Origin of the sequence: Pseudomonas crudilactis (genome assembly GCF_013433315.1) — a bacterium.
GTDB lineage: Bacteria > Pseudomonadota > Gammaproteobacteria > Pseudomonadales > Pseudomonadaceae > Aquipseudomonas > Aquipseudomonas crudilactis.
In genome coordinates, this window is the sequence record NZ_WXVV01000002.1 from 186,764 (window position 1) to 203,240 (window position 16,477).

The following is a 16,477-nucleotide window of genomic DNA, read 5'->3' on the forward strand; positions in this document are numbered from 1 at the left end:
AAGGAAGCACTGATGCTCTCGCTAACTTCTAATCTGCACTTCGCCACTGCATCTCATCTGGTTCGTGCCTTGTTACTCACCAGCTTCATAATATTAACAACTGCATGCAGTTCGTTTTCCAAATCTGCAGTACTGAAAATTGATGTCCCTGCAAATTTTAGCGTTAACGCCGAGGCGTACTACCAACCAATTTCCCCGCATTACTGTTATGCACCCGACTACTACACACGCTACCCCAACCTTGGAGTCAAGAAATTTAGCCAATCCTCACAGTCCACTGCACAGGTCTCCAAATTCGACGTGAAACTACTCCCAAGCATTGGAGGCTGTCTCTCGCTGCTGAGCGGAATTAAGTTCTGGATCATGGATATGACCGAGGATCCAGAAAAGCTTGGCCTGAGCTCAGTATGGATACACCTTGATGACTTGGCCGATGAAGAAATGGAAAAGGTTGGAGCAGACGAAAGCTTGCTGTCAGTCGACTGTAAGTACGCAGACTCTCGATTAAGCAAAGTCTTTAAACAGGAACTTGAATGCAAAGGTCTGGCTACAAACGACGAAGTTTTGGGCACGCTAGGACTCGAACAACTCATGGATAAGACGTTGCGTTTAAGAGTTCGCATGACCGAATAGTCGACGTCTGCCCAGCACTTCGGCAGCAATGACTGCCGCACGCTGGACAACTGCTAATTCACCAGTCAAAGGCCTCAGACCTCCGTTGTCATGCCTTATTTCCTGGGGCTGCGCCTGCCCAAGGCCAGAGCATCATCTGAAAACCGTGGGCAAACAAAAGATAGTCAGGCGCTAAACCCCGTCGACGGTCACAATACAAACAACGCTATTCAGCACTGATACGGACATTGGCACATGGAAGAAAACAGAAGGCCCATCAAGACGCGTTCGGCGGGTTGGGCAAGGCGCATTACGGATGTGTTGGTCAAACGCGATATTTCCCCTAATCAAATCTCTGTCGTCAGCATGCCCTTCGCGCTGTTTGGCGCGATAACGCTGAACATCGACAACGGCGTGGCGGGTTCGATCTGCTGCATCATCGGCATTCAATTGCGCCTGTTGTGCAACCTGTTCGACGGCATGGTGGCCATCGAAGGCGGTAAGCAATCCGCCATCGGTAGCCTGTACAACGAGTTTCCCGATCGTGTTGCGGACAGTCTGCTGATCGTTGGGCTGGGTTACGCCATTGGGCAATCCGATCTTGGCTGGTTTGCTGCACTGGCCGCCGCGCTGACGGCGTATGTCCGGGTATTCGGCGGCTCTCTCGGTCTGACGCAGAGCTTCATGGGGCCGATGGCCAAGCAGCACCGGATGGCAGTGATGACGGTCGCGCTGGTGTTGAACGCGTTAGAAGCCAGCCATTACGCAACCCACTACGCTTTGCTGATCGCTCTGGTGATTATTGCCATTGGCTCGGTTGTTACCTGCGGTACGCGAACACTCGCCATTGCCAGACAATTGAAGGGGAACGCTCATGTGGATCAGTAATGCGCTGATTTCGGTACTGCGCTTCTTGATCGGTGTGACCGCTCGCTGGGAAAGCCCGCCAGACCTCACGCGCCAGCGTATCTACTACGCCAACCACACTAGCCACATGGACACGCTGGCGATCATCGCCGCGTTGCCGCCGGAAGCTCGCCGGAACGTCAAACCGGTCGCCGCTGCCGATTACTGGGGCAAGAACCGCTTTCTCTCTTACATCTCGCAGAAGGGCCTGAATGCGGTATTGATCGAGCGTAATCCGGCGCCTGGCACCAACGTGCTGGAGCCGATCTTCGATGTGGTGCGCGCCGGTCACTCGATCATCATATTCCCCGAGGGTACGCGCTCCACTCAGGCGCTGCCGGGGGAGTTCAAATCCGGGATTTTTCGCTTGGCCGAAACCTTTCCCGATGTCGACCTGGTACCGATCTACCTGGAAAACCTGCATCGCTCGATGCCCAAAGGCAAGCATGTGCCGCTGCCGATCATTTGTACGATCCGGATCGGCGACCCACTGCAAAGGATTGCCGGCGAAGAGAAGCAGGTTTTTCTGGAACGGGCGCGTGAAGCCATCGTGAGGTTGTCGAAATGAGTCTGGAAACCAAATTCCTCTGGTTCTTTGCGGCCATCGCCGCACTGCTGGCGGTGGCTTCGCTTATTGGCCGAGTACTGGCCAAACGGGCCAAGAGCGAAAGCTCGATCTCGACTATCGAAAACCTCAATCAGCGTGTCAACGCGTGGTGGGGGATGGTCATTATCTTCTTCGTGTCCTGGCTGCTCGGCCCGAATGCGACGGTGGTGCTGTTCGGCTTCATTTCGTTATTTGCGCTGCGCGAGTTCATCACCCTGACGCCCACCGCGCGCGGTGACCACAACGCGTTGTTCTCGGCGTTTTTCATACTGATCCCGCTGCAATACCTGCTGATCGGCACCCATTGGTATTCGATGTTCACACTGCTGGTGCCGGTGTATGCCTTCCTCTTGCTGCCGGCCATTGCCGTGTTGAGCCAGGACACCGAGGGTTTTCTGGAGCGCACGGCAAAAATCCAGTGGGGCGTGATGATCTGCATCTACTGCATCAGTCATGCACCAGCCCTGTTGTTGCTCGATCTTCAGGGATTCAGTGGTCAGAACGCCCTGCTGCTGTTTTATCTGGTGTTCGTGGTGCAGATGAGCGACGTGCTGCAGTACGTGTTCGGCAAGCTCTTCGGCAAACACAAGGTCGCGCCGCTGGTGAGCCCGTCGAAGACCGTTGAGGGGCTGATTGGTGGCGGACTGTCGGCCACGCTGATCGGTGGCTGCATGTTCTGGATGACACCGTTCAGTTTTTGGCAATCGTTGCTGATGTCACTGGTGATTGTAGTGATGGGCTTTCTCGGTGGGCTGGTCATGTCGGCGATCAAACGCAGCCTGAGCGCCAAAGACTGGGGCACGATGATCAAGGGCCACGGTGGCATGCTCGACCGCATGGATTCGATCTGCTTCGCCGCACCGATCTTCTTTCACCTGACGCGGTATTTCTTCTCGGCCTGAGCCGGAATTCACCAGCCACAAAAAATGGGCACCCGACCGCAATCGGTGTACCCATTTTTTATTACGGTGTTCCCCCGCTATTCAGGGGTTCCGCCGCAATTAAGGATTAACGCTGTCTTTCAACGATTTGCCTGGCTTGAACGCAACGGTGTTGCTGGCCTTGATTTTGACCGGTTCGCCGGTCTGCGGGTTTTTGCCGGTGCGGGCGCCGCGGTGGCGTTGCAGGAAGGTGCCGAAGCCGACCAGCGTCACGCTGTCCTTGCGGTGCAGAGCGCCGGTGATTTCTTCGAGAACGGCGTTGAGTACGCGGTTGGCCTGTTCTTTGGTCAGATCTGCTTTTTCAGCGATTGCAGCGGCGAGTTCTGGTTTACGCATTAGTGAAGCCCCTTTGACGGTTTTTTGTTGTTATGTCCGTGCTGTTCTCGTTGGAACAGCGCCCAAGGCGCCGCAGGCTCTACTCTGCGGCAGACGGGAGTGAGAATGGCACGCGGATACCGGCGGCGCCAGTCTCCCCGCGACCTTTGTAGGGGCAAAAGCGGGGTGATTCCGACAGAACGACCGGTATTTACGCCAGCAGGGCCGGAAGCTGTTTGTTCAGGGCGAGTTTTTCCATCACCGCCGCGCCGGTCAGCGCGTAGCCGAGCAATTGGCCGTCGGCGCTGTGACACAGGGCCTTGATGTCGGCGCCCTGCCCTTCAACGGTCCAAACGCCCTCGCTACCGCGTGGCGGCGGCGAAACCACCAGCGGGCACACCGGGGTTTTCACAGTGATCGGCATCGGCCCGTAGCTCACGGCAGTGGGGTTACCGGCGAGGGTTTGTGCCAGCGCACGCGCACAACTCATGAGGGGCATCACGTACAGCAGATTCAGCCCATCGACTTCGGCACAGTCGCCCAAGGCGTAGATGTTAGCGTGGGAGGTTTTCAGATGGCGATCCACCACCACACCGCGATTGACCTGCACGCCGGCAGCCGCCGCCAGATCGATGCGTGGGCGCAAGCCGATGGCCGACACCACCACGTCGCAAGGAATGACCTGGCCGTCGGACAGATGCGCTTCGAGGCCGTCGGCGACTTTCTGCAATCGGGTCAGTACCGGGCCGAGATGAAATTTCGCACCGAGGCTTTCCAGTCCGGCCTGCACGGCTGCCGCTGCGGCCGGGTGCAGCAACATCGGCATGACCTGTTCGCACGGCGCCACCAGTTGCACTTCGTAGCCGCCGAGGATCAGGTCATTGGCGAATTCGCAGCCAATCAGACCGGCACCCAGCAGCAAGACGCGGCGCTTACCGGCCGCTGCCGCACGGAAACGTGCGTAGTCTTCAAGATCATTGATCGGGAACACCAGATCCGCTCCGTCGCCTTCGATTGGCACACGCACGGTTTCCGCGCCCCAGGCGAGGATCAGATCACGGTAATAAACCGTTTCTTCGCCGATCCACAGGCGTTTATGGCCGGCATCGATGCCGCTGATACGCGTGTGGGTGCGCACCTCGGCTTTCAACTGCTCGGCCATGGCGCCCGGTTCGGCCATGCTCAGGCCATCGGCGTCTTTGTTCTTGCCAAAACCGGTGGAGAGCATCGGTTTGGAGTAAGAGCGGCCGTCATCAGCCGTGATCAGCAGCAGCGGGGTTTCGCTGTCGAGCTTGCGAAACTCGCGGGCCAGGTTATAGCCCGCAAGGCCGGTGCCGATGATGACGACAGGTGCGCTCATGCCTTACTCCTTTGTTTTGCTTAGTTGATTTCGATCATTTCGAAGTCCATCTTGCCGACGCCGCAGTCCGGGCACAGCCAGTCTTCCGGCACGTCCTGCCACAGGGTGCCCGGCGCAATGCCGTCATCCGGCCAGCCGTCGGCTTCGTTGTAGATCAGGCCACAGACGATGCATTGCCACTTTTTCATACAGGTACTTCCTCAGAGTTCAGGCTCATTGCAGGCGCGGACGGTCGATGGTTATTGCGCTGCCATCCGGCTCAGGGCGTTTTGTACTGATGGAGCCGGGCAGATGCAAGCCTGTTCGGCGCAACGGCGACCCGGATCAATCAATATCGCAGCTCGCCATGGTAAGCTCGCCGCCTCATTTGCGGCCAATAATGACTCATTGTGCGACATTCAAATGCCTGCCCGGCCCCGCTCTGGCTGACCCAAAGCCAACTGACGCCCCTCCCCGATTCGTTGACCCTCGACTGGTTGTTCGACGAAGGCTCCCTCACCCGCCGACTGACCCGGCTATCCAATGACGGCTTCAGCGTCACGCCCCTGTTTGAAGGCTGGGACACCCTGCGCGCTGACGAATGCGCCGCGCTGGATCTGGCCGAGGGCAGCGAAGGCTGGGTGCGCGAGGTGTATTTGCGCGGCCACGGCGAGGCCTGGGTGTTTGCCCGCAGCGTCGCTTCGCGCACCGCTTTGCAGGGCGACGGTTTGCACATGGACGAACTGGGCAGCCGCTCGCTCGGCGAACTGCTGTTTTGCGATCAAGCGTTCCAGCGTCGCGCCCTCGAAGTGTGCCACTACCCTGAACAATGGCTGCCACCAGCGGCCAAAGCGCCGGAATTGTGGGGGCGCCGGTCGCGCTTCGACCGTGGCGCGCTGAGCGTACTGGTCGCGGAAATCTTCCTGCCGAGCCTGTGGAGCGCCGCCCGCGCCCATCCGGAGAACTGCTGATGTATCAGAGCCTGCTCAAGTCCCTGAATCGCTTGAACCCGCGTGCCTGGGATTTCATTCAGTTGACCCGGATGGACAAGCCGATCGGCATTTACCTGCTGCTATGGCCGACGCTGTGGGCGCTGTGGATTGCCGGCAAAGGCTCGCCGTCGCTGGCCAACGTGGTGATTTTCGTCCTCGGCGTGATCCTGACCCGCGCCGGTGGCTGCGTGATCAACGACTGGGCCGATCGCAAGGTCGACGGCCACGTCAAACGCACCGCACAACGACCGTTGGCGGCCGGCAGGATCAGTTCGAAAGAGGCGCTGGTGTTCTTCGCCCTGTTGATGGGCGTGAGTTTTCTGCTGGTGCTGTGCACCAATGCGCCGACAATCTGGCTGTCGCTGGGCGGTCTGGCGCTGGCCTTCACTTATCCGTTCATGAAGCGTTACACCTATTACCCGCAAGTGGTGCTGGGCGCAGCGTTCTCGTGGGGCATGCCGATGGCATTCACTGCCGAGACCGGCGAGTTGCCGGCGGCGGCGTGGCTGCTGTGGATCGCCAATCTGCTGTGGACAGTGGGTTACGACACCTATTACGCGATGACCGACCGTGACGACGACCTGAAGATTGGCGTGAAATCCACGGCGATTCTGTTCGGCGAAGCGGACCGGGTGATCATCCTGAGCTTGCAGGGACTGTCGCTGGGCTGCTTGTTGCTGGCGGGGTCGAAGTTCGAGCTGGGGGTATGGTTCCATCTTGGCTTGCTGATGGCTGCCGGGTGTTATGCGTGGGAGTTCTGGTACACCCGCGATCGCGACCGCATGCGTTGTTTCAAGGCGTTCTTGCATAACCATTGGGCCGGGTTGGCGATTTTCGTCGGGATCGTGCTGGATTACGCATTGCGCTAAACGCAAATCAATGCAGGAGTGAGCCTGCTCGCGATAGCGGTGTATCAGTTAGCGAAAATACCGACTGATACACCGCTATCGCGAGCAGGCTCACTCCTACAGGGTGGCCAGATTATTTCTGCGATTCGTGGACGACGTGCCAGACGTCTTTCATACCATCGCCCTTCATTTCTCCAGGCTTCTCATCCTTCATGAAGGTGTACAGCGGTTTGCCGTCGTAGGCGTACTGCATCATGCCGTCATCACGCTTGATGACTGTCCATTTACCTTCTGCCTTGGCCCCCGCCGGCGCCATCATTGGCGGCCAGTTTTTCGCGCAATCGCCGTTGCACATCGACTTGCCGCCAGCGTCCTTGTCGAACGTGTAAACGGTCATGCCTTTGTGGTCGACCATCATGCCGTCCTTCATCATGGCTGGCTCGGCAGCCAGTGCAAATCCAGGCAGAGTCAGAGCCGCAGCCATCAGCAGTGCTTTGAAAGAAACAGTCATTTGAGTCATGGAAACCTTCTTTTGTGGTTGTCAGGATTCGGACTTAGAGCTTAGTTCAGGATTTGCACAATCGCTGCCGGACTAAAATACTGTCACACGACTGCAATAATTCCGTTATCTAATGCGGCGCAAGACAGTTAAATGACAAGAGGATTAAGGCATGGTTGGCAGGAGCATTCTGATCGTCGACGACGAAGCGCCCATTCGCGAAATGATCGCCGTTGCGTTGGAAATGGCCGGCTATGACTGCCTCGAGGCAGAGAACTCGCAGCAGGCGCACGCCATCATCGTCGACCGCAAGCCGGACCTGATCCTGCTCGACTGGATGCTGCCGGGCACCTCCGGCATCGAGCTGGCCCGCCGCCTCAAGCGTGACGAGCTGACCGGGGACATCCCGATCATCATGCTCACCGCCAAGGGCGAAGAGGACAACAAGATCCAGGGCCTGGAAGTCGGCGCCGACGACTACATCACCAAACCGTTTTCCCCGCGCGAACTGGTCGCCCGTCTCAAAGCCGTGCTGCGCCGCGCCGGCCCGACCGACGGCGAAGCGCCGATCGAAGTCGGTGGCCTGCTGCTCGACCCGATCAGCCACCGCGTGACCATCGACGGCAAACCCGCCGAAATGGGCCCGACCGAATACCGTCTGCTGCAATTCTTCATGACCCACCAGGAGCGCGCCTACACCCGTGGCCAGTTGCTCGATCAGGTCTGGGGCGGCAACGTCTACGTTGAAGAACGTACCGTCGACGTGCACATCCGCCGCCTGCGCAAGGCCCTCGGCGACGCCTACGAAAATCTGGTACAAACCGTGCGCGGCACCGGCTACCGGTTTTCCACCAAGGCCTGAGCCGACCGCCAGACTCGCTGACAAGGACCGTATTTCCCGTGAATCAAAACTGGCATGGCACCCTGATTCGCCACATGCTGCTGCTGGTCACCGCTTGCCTGGTGATCGGCCTGATCACCGGCTATTACGGCTGGAGCCTCGCGGCAGGTCTGGGGATTTATCTGGGCTGGACGCTCAAGCAATTGCTTCGGCTGCACGAGTGGCTGCGCCAGCATCAACCCGACGAAGCACCGCCCGATGGCTATGGCCTGTGGGGTGAAGTGTTCGACAGCATCTATCACCTGCAACGCCGCGACCAACGTGTGCGCGGGCGTCTGCAAGCGGTGATCGACCGGGTGCAGGAATCCACCGCCGCGCTGAAAGACGCGGTGATCATGCTCGACAGCGACGGCAACCTGGAATGGTGGAACCGCGCCGCCGAAACCCTGCTCGGTCTCAAGACCCCGCAAGACAGTGGCCAACCGGTGACCAACCTGGTGCGCCATCCGCGCTTCAAGGAATATTTCGAGCAGGACAGCTACGCCGAGCCGCTGGAAATCCCCTCGCCAACCAACGATCGCGTGCGCATTCAGCTGTACCTGACCCGCTACGGTAACAATGAACACTTGATGCTGGTGCGCGACGTCACGCGCATCCATCAGCTGGAACAGATGCGCAAAGACTTCATCGCCAACGTCTCCCACGAGTTGCGCACGCCGCTGACGGTGATCTGCGGCTATCTGGAAACCCTGCTCGACAACGTCGAGGAAGTAAATCCGCGCTGGAGCCGCGCCCTGCAGCAAATGCAACAACAGGGCGGGCGCATGCAGACGCTGCTCAACGACTTGTTGTTGCTGGCGAAACTCGAAGCCACCGATTACCCGTCGGACAACCATCCGGTGCAGGTCGACACGCTGCTGCAATCGATCAAAAGCGATGCGCAGCAATTGTCCGGCGCGAAGAACCAGCGCATCACCCTCGAAGCCGACACCAGCCTGCTGCTCAAGGGCAGCGAGGCGGAGTTGCGCAGCGCGTTTTCCAATCTGGTGTTCAACGCGGTGAAGTACACCCCGGCCGAGGGCAACATCCGCATTCGCTGGTGGGGTGACGATCAGGGCGCGCATCTGAGCGTGCAGGATTCCGGAATCGGCATCGACAGCAAACACCTGCCACGCCTGACCGAACGTTTCTACCGCGTCGACTCCAGCCGCAACTCCAACACCGGTGGCACCGGCCTGGGCCTGGCCATCGTCAAGCACGTGTTGCTGCGCCACCGCGCACGCATGGAGATCAGCAGCGTGCCCGGACACGGCAGCACGTTCACCTGCCATTTTGCTCCGGCGCAAGTGGCCAGCGCACGGGCGATCAGCGCCGCTGAGTAATGTCGCACTAGGCAATCGCCATGTCAGCCGCTACATTGGCTGACTTGTGCCTGCCTTTCAGGCGCGACTTTTACCTCTTTTGAATCACACGGAACCCGCAAAACTCCATCATGGACCCTTCCCCTGGCTTGTCCCTCGCAACAATATTCGCCGATTTCGGCATGATCCTTTTTGCTCTGATCCTGGTTTTGCTCAACGGCTTTTTCGTTGCGGCGGAATTCGCCATGGTCAAACTGCGCTCGACTCGGGTCGAGGCCATCGCTGATCAGAACGGCTGGCGCGGACACATCCTGCGCACCGTACACAGTCAGCTCGATGCGTACCTCTCGGCGTGTCAGCTCGGTATCACCCTCGCCTCCCTCGGCCTCGGCTGGGTCGGTGAGCCGGCCTTTGCGCATATTCTTGAACCGCTGCTGAGCGCGGTCGGCGTGCAGTCGCCAGAGATCGTCAAGGGCGTATCGTTCTTCACTGCGTTCTTCATCATTTCGTACCTGCACATCGTGGTCGGCGAACTGGCCCCGAAATCCTGGGCAATCCGCAAACCCGAGCTTCTGTCGCTGTGGACAGCGGTGCCGCTGTACCTGTTCTACTGGGCGATGTACCCGGCGATCTACCTGCTCAACGCCAGCGCCAACGCGATTCTGCGTATCGCCGGCCAGGGTGAACCCGGCCCGCACCATGAGCACCATTACAGCCGTGAAGAACTGAAACTGATTCTGCACTCCAGCCGTGGCCAGGATCCGAGCGATCAGGGTATGCGTGTTCTGGCCTCGGCGGTGGAAATGGGCGAGCTGGAGGTGGTCGACTGGGCCAACTCCCGCGAAGACCTGATCACCCTCGAGTTCAACGCGCCGCTGAAAGAAATCCTCGCGATGTTCCGTCGCCACAAGTTCAGCCGTTATCCGGTGTACGACAGCGAGCGCCAGGAGTTCGTCGGCCTGCTGCACATCAAGGATCTGCTGCTGGAACTGGCGGCGCTGGACCACATTCCCGAGTCGTTCAACCTCGCTGAACTGACCCGTCCGCTGGAGCGCGTGTCGCGCCATATGCCGCTGTCGCAGTTGCTGGAGCAGTTCCGCAAGGGTGGCTCGCACTTCGCCGTGGTCGAGGAGGCTGACGGCAACATCATCGGCTACCTGACCATGGAAGACGTGCTGGAGGTGCTGGTCGGCGACATTCAGGACGAACACCGCAAGGCTGAGCGCGGCATCCTCGCCTATCAGCCGGGCAAACTCTTGGTGCGTGGCGACACACCGCTGTTCAAGGTTGAACGCCTGCTGGGTATCGACCTTGACCACATTGAAGCGGAAACCCTTGCCGGACTGATTTATGAAACCCTGAAACGGGTGCCGGAAGAGGAAGAAGTGCTGGAAGTCGAAGGCCTGCGCATCATCATCAAGAAGATGAAAGGGCCGAAGATTGTGCTGGCGAAGGTGTTGATGCTGGATTGATGGGCTGATCCGGCACCGCGCCGCGCCCTTCGCGAGCAGGCTCGCTCCCACAGTTGAAATGCATTCCAGGGTGGGAGCGAGCCTGCTCGCGAAGGGGCCCGCAGGTGCAGCACATCATTGCTTGCCCAACGCAAAGTTGGGCAACGCCCCCAGCGGCTGGTTGAACTGATACGGGATCGACACCAGCCCCTCACCTGTATTGCGCTGCACCACAAAGTGCAGGTGCGGACCGCTGCTGTTGCCGGTGTTGCCTGACAACGCCAGCGGACTGCCCACGGTCACCCTTTGTCCTTCGCGCACGCTTACCGAGCCTTGCTTGAGGTGCAGGTACACGCCCATGGTGCCGTCGTCGTGCAGCACCCGCACAAAATTGCCGGACGCATCCGAGCCACGCCCGGTTTGTGAGTTCTCGGTCTTCACCACTACCCCAGCCCGCGCCGCAATGATCGGCGTGCCCACCGGCATGGCGATGTCCATCGCATAGCGATTCTTCGGCCCGTAGTGGCTGTATTGGCCATTGGCGCCCTGACTCAGACGAAACGGTCCGCCGCGCCATGGCAGCGGATAGCGATAGCCCTGAGCGGTGCCGCCAGGGTCGCCGAGGGAATAGTGAAATTGCGGCGTATACACCAGCGGCTGTTTGCCCGACACCGCCGTCAGCAACGCCAACCGAGTATTGCTACGCGCCGGCAGCACCCGGCGGATGGTTTGCGCCGGCGCGCCACGCACATTGCTCAACCCGGTAAACGCCAGCGCCACCTCAACCGGGGCATACAGATCGTTGCGGACGAACACTACATCGACGCCCTTCTGCTTCTTGATATCGAGGTACACCTGCCGCTCCAGGCGCTCGACCATCCGATCCTGAAAGACAAACACCTGCGCACCTTTGCTCGGGCGGTCACTGTACGAGACCACGCCGTTGGCATCGGTGGATTTGTAAATAGTCATGGCCACAGCCGAGGTGGAGGCCACGAAAAGACCACAGAAAAACAGCAGGCGCGCGAGCATGGGCAAAAGTCTGTCGAAGTGAGGCCTGGGAATGAGCCTAGCAGGTGAAGCAGACCAGGCTAGTCGACAGATGTTTCAAATTGGCCAGTCTGGGAGATTGGTGGTGCAAGTGATGGCCCCTTCGCGAGCGATCAGCCGGGAGATGTAGTCGAGCTTCTGCGCATCCTGGTCGACGAAACGAAACGTCAGTTGCAACCAGTCGCTGTCCGGTTTTTGTTCAAAGGCAACGACGGCGTGCAGGTAGCCGTTGAGGCGGGCAATCTCGGCGTTTTCGCCCTGCTCCAGATCGAGCACAGCGCTGTCGAGGATCTGCGGCAGGGTCTCGGTGCGCTTAACCACCAGCAACGCTTCCTTGATGCTCAGGGCCTTGATCACGCATTGCTGAGTACCACTCGGCAGGCGCAACTGACCCTGACCACGACCACTGGCCGGAGCCGACGCGGCGGCTGGCGCCTTGAGCGGTGGACTGTTGAGCAAACCACGCGATGGCGCAGCGGCGGTCGCTGGCGCGGCAGCAGCCGGTTTGGCAAACGGATTGACCGCAGCAGCGGCTGCCGGAGCACCGCCGACCACGGCAGGCTTGCCGCCGGTCAAGGCACTCAGGGAATCGTTGCCGAATGCCGAGTTCATCTTGGTCGGCGCGCTGTTCATCAAGGTGTCGAGCTTGCCGACCTTGTTCAGTGCCTGTTTGACCTTGGTCAGCAGTTGCTCGTTGGTGAACGGCTTGCTGACGTAGCCGGAAACGCCGGCCTGAATCGCCTGCACGACGTTTTCCTTGTCGCCACGGCTGGTGACCATGACGAACGGCATGGTCTTGAGGTTGTCTTGCTCGCGGCACCAGGTCAGCAGTTCGAGACCGGACATTTCCGGCATTTCCCAGTCGCACAGCACCAGGTCGAAGGCTTCCCTGGCCAGCATGGCCTGAGCCTTTTTACCGTTGACGGCGTCCTCGGTGCGGATCCCCGGGAAGTAATTACGCAGACACTTTTTCACCAGGTCACGAATGAACGAAGCATCGTCCACGACCAACACACTGATCTTGCTCATCCAACACCCCTATTAAAATCCCGGCAAGCATAACGCTGGCTGATGGCACATTGCCAAAACTCTTCAGTCACGCCGGGACTTTTCGTTCGCGGGTGCTGCTTTTTAATCGAATCTGTCTATGAAAAGCACAAACAAAAACGCCCGGCCAAAGGGCCGGGCGCTTTTCTCAGGCAATCTTACTTATCGTCAGCATTGCCCGGAACATTAGCGGTTTCGCCGCTTGTGCCTTCAACTTCTTCTTTCATGCGCTTGAGGCCCATGTGGCGCACGTCGGTGCCGCGCACCAGATAGATGACCAATTCGGAGATGTTGCGCGCGTGGTCGCCAATGCGTTCCAGCGAACGCAGCACCCAAATGATGCTCAAGACCCGCGAGATAGAGCGCGGGTCTTCCATCATGTAGGTGGCCAGCTCACGCAGGGCGGTCTTGTATTCGCGGTCGATGATCTTGTCGTACTGCGCCACCGACAACGCCAGATCGGCGTCGAAACGGGCAAATGCGTCCAGCGCATCACGGACCATGTTGCGTACCTGATCGCCGATGTGGCGAACCTCGACGTAACCGCGCGGCGCTTCGCCTTCTTCGCACAGTTGAATCGCGCGACGGGCGATCTTGGTCGCTTCGTCACCGATGCGCTCAAGGTCGATCACCGATTTGGAAATACTGATGATCAAACGCAGGTCGGACGCCGCCGGCTGACGACGGGCGAGAATGCGCAGGCATTCTTCGTCGATGTTGCGTTCCATCTGGTTGATCTGGTCGTCGATCTCGCGCACCTGCTGAGCCAGACCGGAGTCGGCCTCGATCAGCGCGGTCACCGCGTCGTTGACCTGCTTCTCGACCAGCCCGCCCATGGCCAGGAGGTGGCTGCGCACTTCCTCGAGCTCGGCGTTGAACTGCGCGGAGATGTGGTGGGTAAGGCCTTCTTTACTAATCATGTTGGCGTCCTTGGAGCGTCCGGTAAGGTGCGGTGGGCCGCAGCGTCAATCTGTGAATAAACCGCAACTGTCAGCCATAACGACCGGTGATGTAGTCTTCGGTCTGCTTCTTCGCCGGATTGGTGAACAAGGTATCGGTGTCGCCGAATTCCACCAGTTTGCCCATGTACATGAACGCCGTGTAGTCCGAAACCCGCGCAGCCTGTTGCATGTTGTGCGTAACGATGACGATGGTGAACTTGGATTTCAGCTCGTAGATCAGCTCTTCGACTTTCAGGGTCGAGATCGGGTCGAGGGCCGAGCACGGTTCGTCGAGCAGCAGCACTTCAGGCTCAACCGCGATAGTCCGGGCGATGACCAGACGCTGTTGCTGACCACCGGACAGGCCGAGTGCTGACTCGTGCAGACGGTCTTTGACTTCGTCCCACAGCGCTGCGCCTTTCAATGCCCACTCGACCGCTTCGTCGAGGACGCGCTTCTTGTTGATGCCTTGGATGCGCAGGCCGTAAACCACGTTTTCGTAGATGGTTTTCGGGAACGGGTTGGGCTTCTGGAACACCATGCCGACGCGACGACGCAGCTCGGCAACGTCTTCGCCTTTGCGATAGATATTGTTGCCGTAGAGGTTGATCGCGCCTTCGACGCGGCAGCCGTCAACCAGATCGTTCATGCGGTTGAAGGTGCGCAGCAACGTCGATTTACCGCAGCCGGACGGGCCGATGAACGCGGTCACGCGCTGCTTCGGGATGTTCATGCTGACGTCGAACAGCGCTTGTTTCTCGCCGTAGTACAGGCTCAGGCCCGGTACTTCGATGGCAACGGTTTCCTGCTCGAGGCTGAGGCTTTGCTTGTCGCGACCCAGGGCCGACATGTTGATGCCGTGGGTATGTGTTTCGTGCTGCATGGGAGGCTCCCTGTGCTAACAAAATTCGGTTCGGAACACTGCTCGGTGCAGCTTCCATCAATATTGCGGCGGTCGCGATTCAATGTGGGAGCGAGCTTGCTCGCGAAGGGGCCCTCACGGCCGCCAAAAGCTTCGCGAGCAAGCTCGCTCCCACAGGGTTCGCGTCGTCCTTAGCTATCCAGTGCTTTGTATTTTTCGCGCAGGTGGTTGCGGATATACACCGCCGACAGGTTCAACGTCGCGATCACCAGCACCAGCAACAGCGCCGTGGCGTACACCAGCGGTCGGGCCGCTTCGACGTTCGGACTCTGGAAGCCGACGTCATAAATGTGGAAGCCCAAGTGCATGATCTTCTGGTCCAGGTGCAGGTACGGGTAGTTGCCGTCCACCGGCAGCGACGGCGCCAGTTTCACCACACCCACCAGCATCAGCGGCGCCACTTCACCGGCGGCGCGGGCCACGGCGAGGATCATGCCGGTCATCATCGCCGGGCTGGCCATCGGGATGACGATCTTCCACAAGGTTTCAGCCTTGGTCGCGCCGAGCGCCAACGAGCCTTCACGCACGGTCCGCGGAATACGCGCCAGACCTTCCTCGGTCGCCACGATCACCACCGGCACCGCCAGCAGCGCCAGGGTCAACGAGGCCCAGAGCAAACCCGGCGTACCAAAGGTCGGTGCCGGCAGTGCTTCGGGGAAGAACAAGCGGTCGACCGAACCACCCAGCACGTAAACAAAGAAGCCCAGACCGAACACGCCGTAAACGATCGCCGGTACGCCAGCGAGGTTGTTCACCGCGATACGGATGATCCGCGTCAGGGTGTTCTGCTTGGCGTATTCACGCAGGTAAACCGCCGCCAATACGCCGAACGGGGTGACGATCATCGCCATGATCAGGGTCATCATCACGGTGCCGAAGATCGCCGGGAAAATCCCGCCTTCGGTGTTCGCTTCACGCGGGTCGTCCGAAAGGAATTCCCAGATCTTGCTGAAGTAGAAACCAACCTTGGTGAACGTACTCATCGCATTCGGCTGGTAGGCGTGAACCACTTTGCCCAGACCGATCTCAATCTCTTTGCCGTTGGCATCACGAGCGGTCAGCGCATCACGGTTGAACTGCGCATGCAGATCGGCCAGACGCGCTTCGATGTCCTGATAACGCGCATTCAGCTCGGCACGCTCGGACTCCATGTCCGCTTGCGCGGTGGCGTCGAGCTTGCCTTCCAGTTCCAGTTTGCGACCGTGCAGACGGATGCGTTCCAAGCCTGCGTTGATCGCACCGATGTCGGTTTTTTCCAGCGACTTCAGTTGTGCCGCCAGACCGTTTACACGGTTGATCCGCGCTTGCAGCTCAGGCCATGCAGCCTCGCCTTCGGCGATGACTTTGCCGTCCTGTTTGACGTTGACCAGGTAGCCGTAGAAGTTGCCCCACTCGCGACGTTCGATCGCCATCAGCTCCGGCGGCGTGGTCTGGTTGGTCAGCCACTCGCCGACGATCCAGGTGAAGTCGTTGCCGTTCAGGTCACGGTTGCCGACCTTGATCAGCTCGCGGGTCATGAATTCCGGGCCGACGTCAGGCACCGGCAAACCGGCGCTCTTCAGACGGGCACGCGGCACTTCTTCTTTCTGTACCACTTCGCCAACAACCAGATGCTGGGCCTGGCCCGGCACGTCGTAGCTGGCATGCACCAGATCCGCCGGCCAGAAGTGACCCAGACCGCGCACGGCAATCACTGCCAGCAGGCCAATGGTCATGATGACCGCGATGGACACCGCGCCACCGCTGATCCAGACGCCCGGGGCGCCGCTCTTGAACCATCCTTTCAGGGAGTTCTGTTTCACAGA

The 16,477-nt window shown here is 59.4% G+C and carries 18 protein-coding genes; 9 read left to right on the forward strand and 9 right to left on the reverse strand.

Features of this window, described 5'->3' with window-relative positions; genetic code table 11:
* The first annotated feature begins 12 nt into the window (after positions 1-12).
* The 4 genes from GTU76_RS03280 to GTU76_RS03295 all read left to right on the forward strand — a co-directional run bounded on the left by GTU76_RS03280 (position 13) and on the right by GTU76_RS03295 (position 3,027).
* On the forward strand, positions 13-633 hold the full coding sequence (locus tag GTU76_RS03280) for a hypothetical protein (RefSeq protein WP_150707781.1): 621 nt from the start codon (positions 13-15) through the stop codon (positions 631-633).
* A gap of 234 nt (positions 634-867) precedes the next feature.
* Entirely contained in the window at positions 868-1,500 is a 633-nt protein-coding gene (locus GTU76_RS03285) for a CDP-alcohol phosphatidyltransferase family protein (RefSeq protein ID WP_180698066.1), read from the forward strand.
* Entirely contained in the window at positions 1,487-2,086 is a 600-nt protein-coding gene (locus tag GTU76_RS03290) for a lysophospholipid acyltransferase family protein (RefSeq protein WP_180698067.1), read from the forward strand. Before GTU76_RS03285 ends, GTU76_RS03290 begins: the two co-directional genes overlap by 14 nt.
* Positions 2,083-3,027: a phosphatidate cytidylyltransferase gene (locus tag GTU76_RS03295; RefSeq protein ID WP_175552700.1), complete on the forward strand. Its 945-nt coding sequence runs from the start codon at positions 2,083-2,085 to the stop codon at positions 3,025-3,027. The genes GTU76_RS03290 and GTU76_RS03295 overlap by 4 nt, the downstream gene beginning before the upstream one ends.
* 99 nt (positions 3,028-3,126) lie before the next feature.
* Here the strand turns inward: GTU76_RS03295 and GTU76_RS03300 are convergent, their stop codons facing one another.
* The 3 genes from GTU76_RS03300 to GTU76_RS03310 form a co-directional block, all read right to left on the reverse strand.
* Positions 3,127-3,402, reverse strand: a complete 276-nt coding sequence (locus GTU76_RS03300; RefSeq protein ID WP_003213368.1) for an HU family DNA-binding protein — start codon at positions 3,400-3,402, stop codon at positions 3,127-3,129.
* A 190-nt stretch (positions 3,403-3,592) separates the two neighbouring features.
* The gene (locus GTU76_RS03305; protein WP_137218271.1) at positions 3,593-4,741 is read right to left on the reverse strand and encodes an NAD(P)/FAD-dependent oxidoreductase; all 1,149 of its coding nucleotides are present in this window, start codon (positions 4,739-4,741) and stop codon (positions 3,593-3,595) included.
* A gap of 20 nt (positions 4,742-4,761) precedes the next feature.
* Entirely contained in the window at positions 4,762-4,929 is a 168-nt protein-coding gene (locus tag GTU76_RS03310; RefSeq protein ID WP_003437744.1) for a rubredoxin, read from the reverse strand.
* A 201-nt stretch (positions 4,930-5,130) separates the two neighbouring features.
* Here GTU76_RS03310 and GTU76_RS03315 point away from each other — a divergent pair, with 201 nt between their 5' ends.
* Together GTU76_RS03315 and ubiA are read left to right on the forward strand one after the other, a co-directional pair.
* Entirely contained in the window at positions 5,131-5,691 is a 561-nt protein-coding gene (locus tag GTU76_RS03315) for a chorismate--pyruvate lyase family protein (RefSeq protein WP_016985773.1), read from the forward strand.
* The gene (gene ubiA / locus GTU76_RS03320; protein WP_180698068.1) at positions 5,691-6,581 is read left to right on the forward strand and encodes a 4-hydroxybenzoate octaprenyltransferase; all 891 of its coding nucleotides are present in this window, start codon (positions 5,691-5,693) and stop codon (positions 6,579-6,581) included. The genes GTU76_RS03315 and ubiA overlap by 1 nt, the downstream gene beginning before the upstream one ends.
* A gap of 112 nt (positions 6,582-6,693) precedes the next feature.
* Here ubiA and GTU76_RS03325 read toward each other — a convergent pair whose 3' ends face one another.
* The gene (locus GTU76_RS03325) at positions 6,694-7,080 is read right to left on the reverse strand and encodes a COG4315 family predicted lipoprotein (RefSeq protein WP_016985771.1); all 387 of its coding nucleotides are present in this window, start codon (positions 7,078-7,080) and stop codon (positions 6,694-6,696) included.
* A 151-nt stretch (positions 7,081-7,231) separates the two neighbouring features.
* Here GTU76_RS03325 and phoB point away from each other — a divergent pair, with 151 nt between their 5' ends.
* The 3 genes from phoB (at position 7,232) to GTU76_RS03340 (ending at position 10,733) form a co-directional block, all read left to right on the forward strand.
* On the forward strand, positions 7,232-7,921 hold the full coding sequence (phoB, locus tag GTU76_RS03330; RefSeq protein ID WP_007896474.1) for a phosphate regulon transcriptional regulator PhoB: 690 nt from the start codon (positions 7,232-7,234) through the stop codon (positions 7,919-7,921).
* A 74-nt stretch (positions 7,922-7,995) separates the two neighbouring features.
* Positions 7,996-9,282, forward strand: a complete 1,287-nt coding sequence (gene phoR, locus GTU76_RS03335) for a phosphate regulon sensor histidine kinase PhoR (RefSeq protein WP_219342044.1) — start codon at positions 7,996-7,998, stop codon at positions 9,280-9,282.
* Positions 9,283-9,392: 110 nt separating this feature from the next.
* Positions 9,393-10,733 (forward strand): hemolysin family protein, encoded by a 1,341-nt coding sequence (locus GTU76_RS03340; RefSeq protein WP_016985769.1) that lies wholly within the window; start codon positions 9,393-9,395, stop codon positions 10,731-10,733.
* A 114-nt stretch (positions 10,734-10,847) separates the two neighbouring features.
* On the opposite strand, the gene GTU76_RS03345 is transcribed toward GTU76_RS03340, so the two are convergent.
* From GTU76_RS03345 to pstA, 5 genes are all read right to left on the reverse strand, one after another.
* Entirely contained in the window at positions 10,848-11,744 is an 897-nt protein-coding gene (locus GTU76_RS03345; protein WP_016985768.1) for a peptidoglycan DD-metalloendopeptidase family protein, read from the reverse strand.
* Positions 11,745-11,819: 75 nt separating this feature from the next.
* Positions 11,820-12,791 carry a response regulator gene (locus tag GTU76_RS03350; RefSeq protein WP_180698069.1) on the reverse strand — a complete coding sequence of 324 codons (972 nt, stop codon included), beginning with the start codon at positions 12,789-12,791 and terminating at the stop codon, positions 11,820-11,822.
* Positions 12,792-12,967: 176 nt separating this feature from the next.
* A complete protein-coding gene (phoU, locus tag GTU76_RS03355; RefSeq protein WP_016985766.1) occupies positions 12,968-13,729 on the reverse strand; it encodes a phosphate signaling complex protein PhoU in 762 nt (253 codons plus the stop codon).
* A 70-nt stretch (positions 13,730-13,799) separates the two neighbouring features.
* Positions 13,800-14,633, reverse strand: coding sequence for a phosphate ABC transporter ATP-binding protein PstB (gene pstB, locus GTU76_RS03360; protein WP_034152104.1), 834 nt, complete (start codon positions 14,631-14,633; stop codon positions 13,800-13,802).
* A gap of 170 nt (positions 14,634-14,803) precedes the next feature.
* Positions 14,804-16,474, reverse strand: coding sequence for a phosphate ABC transporter permease PstA (gene pstA, locus GTU76_RS03365; protein ID WP_016985764.1), 1,671 nt, complete (start codon positions 16,472-16,474; stop codon positions 14,804-14,806).
* Positions 16,475-16,477 lie beyond the last annotated feature (3 nt).

Bases quoted from the DNA above. Each gene is read 5' to 3' on its own strand.
- GTU76_RS03280 (WP_150707781.1), top strand. From the start codon at position 13: ATGCTCTCGCTAACTTCTAATCTGCACTTCGCCACTGCATCTCATCTG.
- GTU76_RS03285 (WP_180698066.1), top strand. From the start codon at position 868: ATGGAAGAAAACAGAAGGCCCATCAAGACGCGTTCGGCGGGTTGGGCA.
- GTU76_RS03290 (WP_180698067.1), top strand. From the start codon at position 1,487: ATGTGGATCAGTAATGCGCTGATTTCGGTACTGCGCTTCTTGATCGGT.
- GTU76_RS03295 (WP_175552700.1), top strand. From the start codon at position 2,083: ATGAGTCTGGAAACCAAATTCCTCTGGTTCTTTGCGGCCATCGCCGCA.
- GTU76_RS03300 (WP_003213368.1), bottom strand. From the start codon at position 3,402: ATGCGTAAACCAGAACTCGCCGCTGCAATCGCTGAAAAAGCAGATCTG.
- GTU76_RS03305 (WP_137218271.1), bottom strand. From the start codon at position 4,741: ATGAGCGCACCTGTCGTCATCATCGGCACCGGCCTTGCGGGCTATAAC.
- GTU76_RS03310 (WP_003437744.1), bottom strand. From the start codon at position 4,929: ATGAAAAAGTGGCAATGCATCGTCTGTGGCCTGATCTACAACGAAGCC.
- ubiA (WP_180698068.1), top strand. From the start codon at position 5,691: ATGTATCAGAGCCTGCTCAAGTCCCTGAATCGCTTGAACCCGCGTGCC.
- GTU76_RS03325 (WP_016985771.1), bottom strand. From the start codon at position 7,080: ATGACTCAAATGACTGTTTCTTTCAAAGCACTGCTGATGGCTGCGGCT.
- phoB (WP_007896474.1), top strand. From the start codon at position 7,232: ATGGTTGGCAGGAGCATTCTGATCGTCGACGACGAAGCGCCCATTCGC.
- phoR (WP_219342044.1), top strand. From the start codon at position 7,996: ATGCTGCTGCTGGTCACCGCTTGCCTGGTGATCGGCCTGATCACCGGC.
- GTU76_RS03340 (WP_016985769.1), top strand. From the start codon at position 9,393: ATGGACCCTTCCCCTGGCTTGTCCCTCGCAACAATATTCGCCGATTTC.
- GTU76_RS03345 (WP_016985768.1), bottom strand. From the start codon at position 11,744: ATGCTCGCGCGCCTGCTGTTTTTCTGTGGTCTTTTCGTGGCCTCCACC.
- GTU76_RS03350 (WP_180698069.1), bottom strand. From the start codon at position 12,791: ATGAGCAAGATCAGTGTGTTGGTCGTGGACGATGCTTCGTTCATTCGT.
- phoU (WP_016985766.1), bottom strand. From the start codon at position 13,729: ATGATTAGTAAAGAAGGCCTTACCCACCACATCTCCGCGCAGTTCAAC.
- pstB (WP_034152104.1), bottom strand. From the start codon at position 14,633: ATGCAGCACGAAACACATACCCACGGCATCAACATGTCGGCCCTGGGT.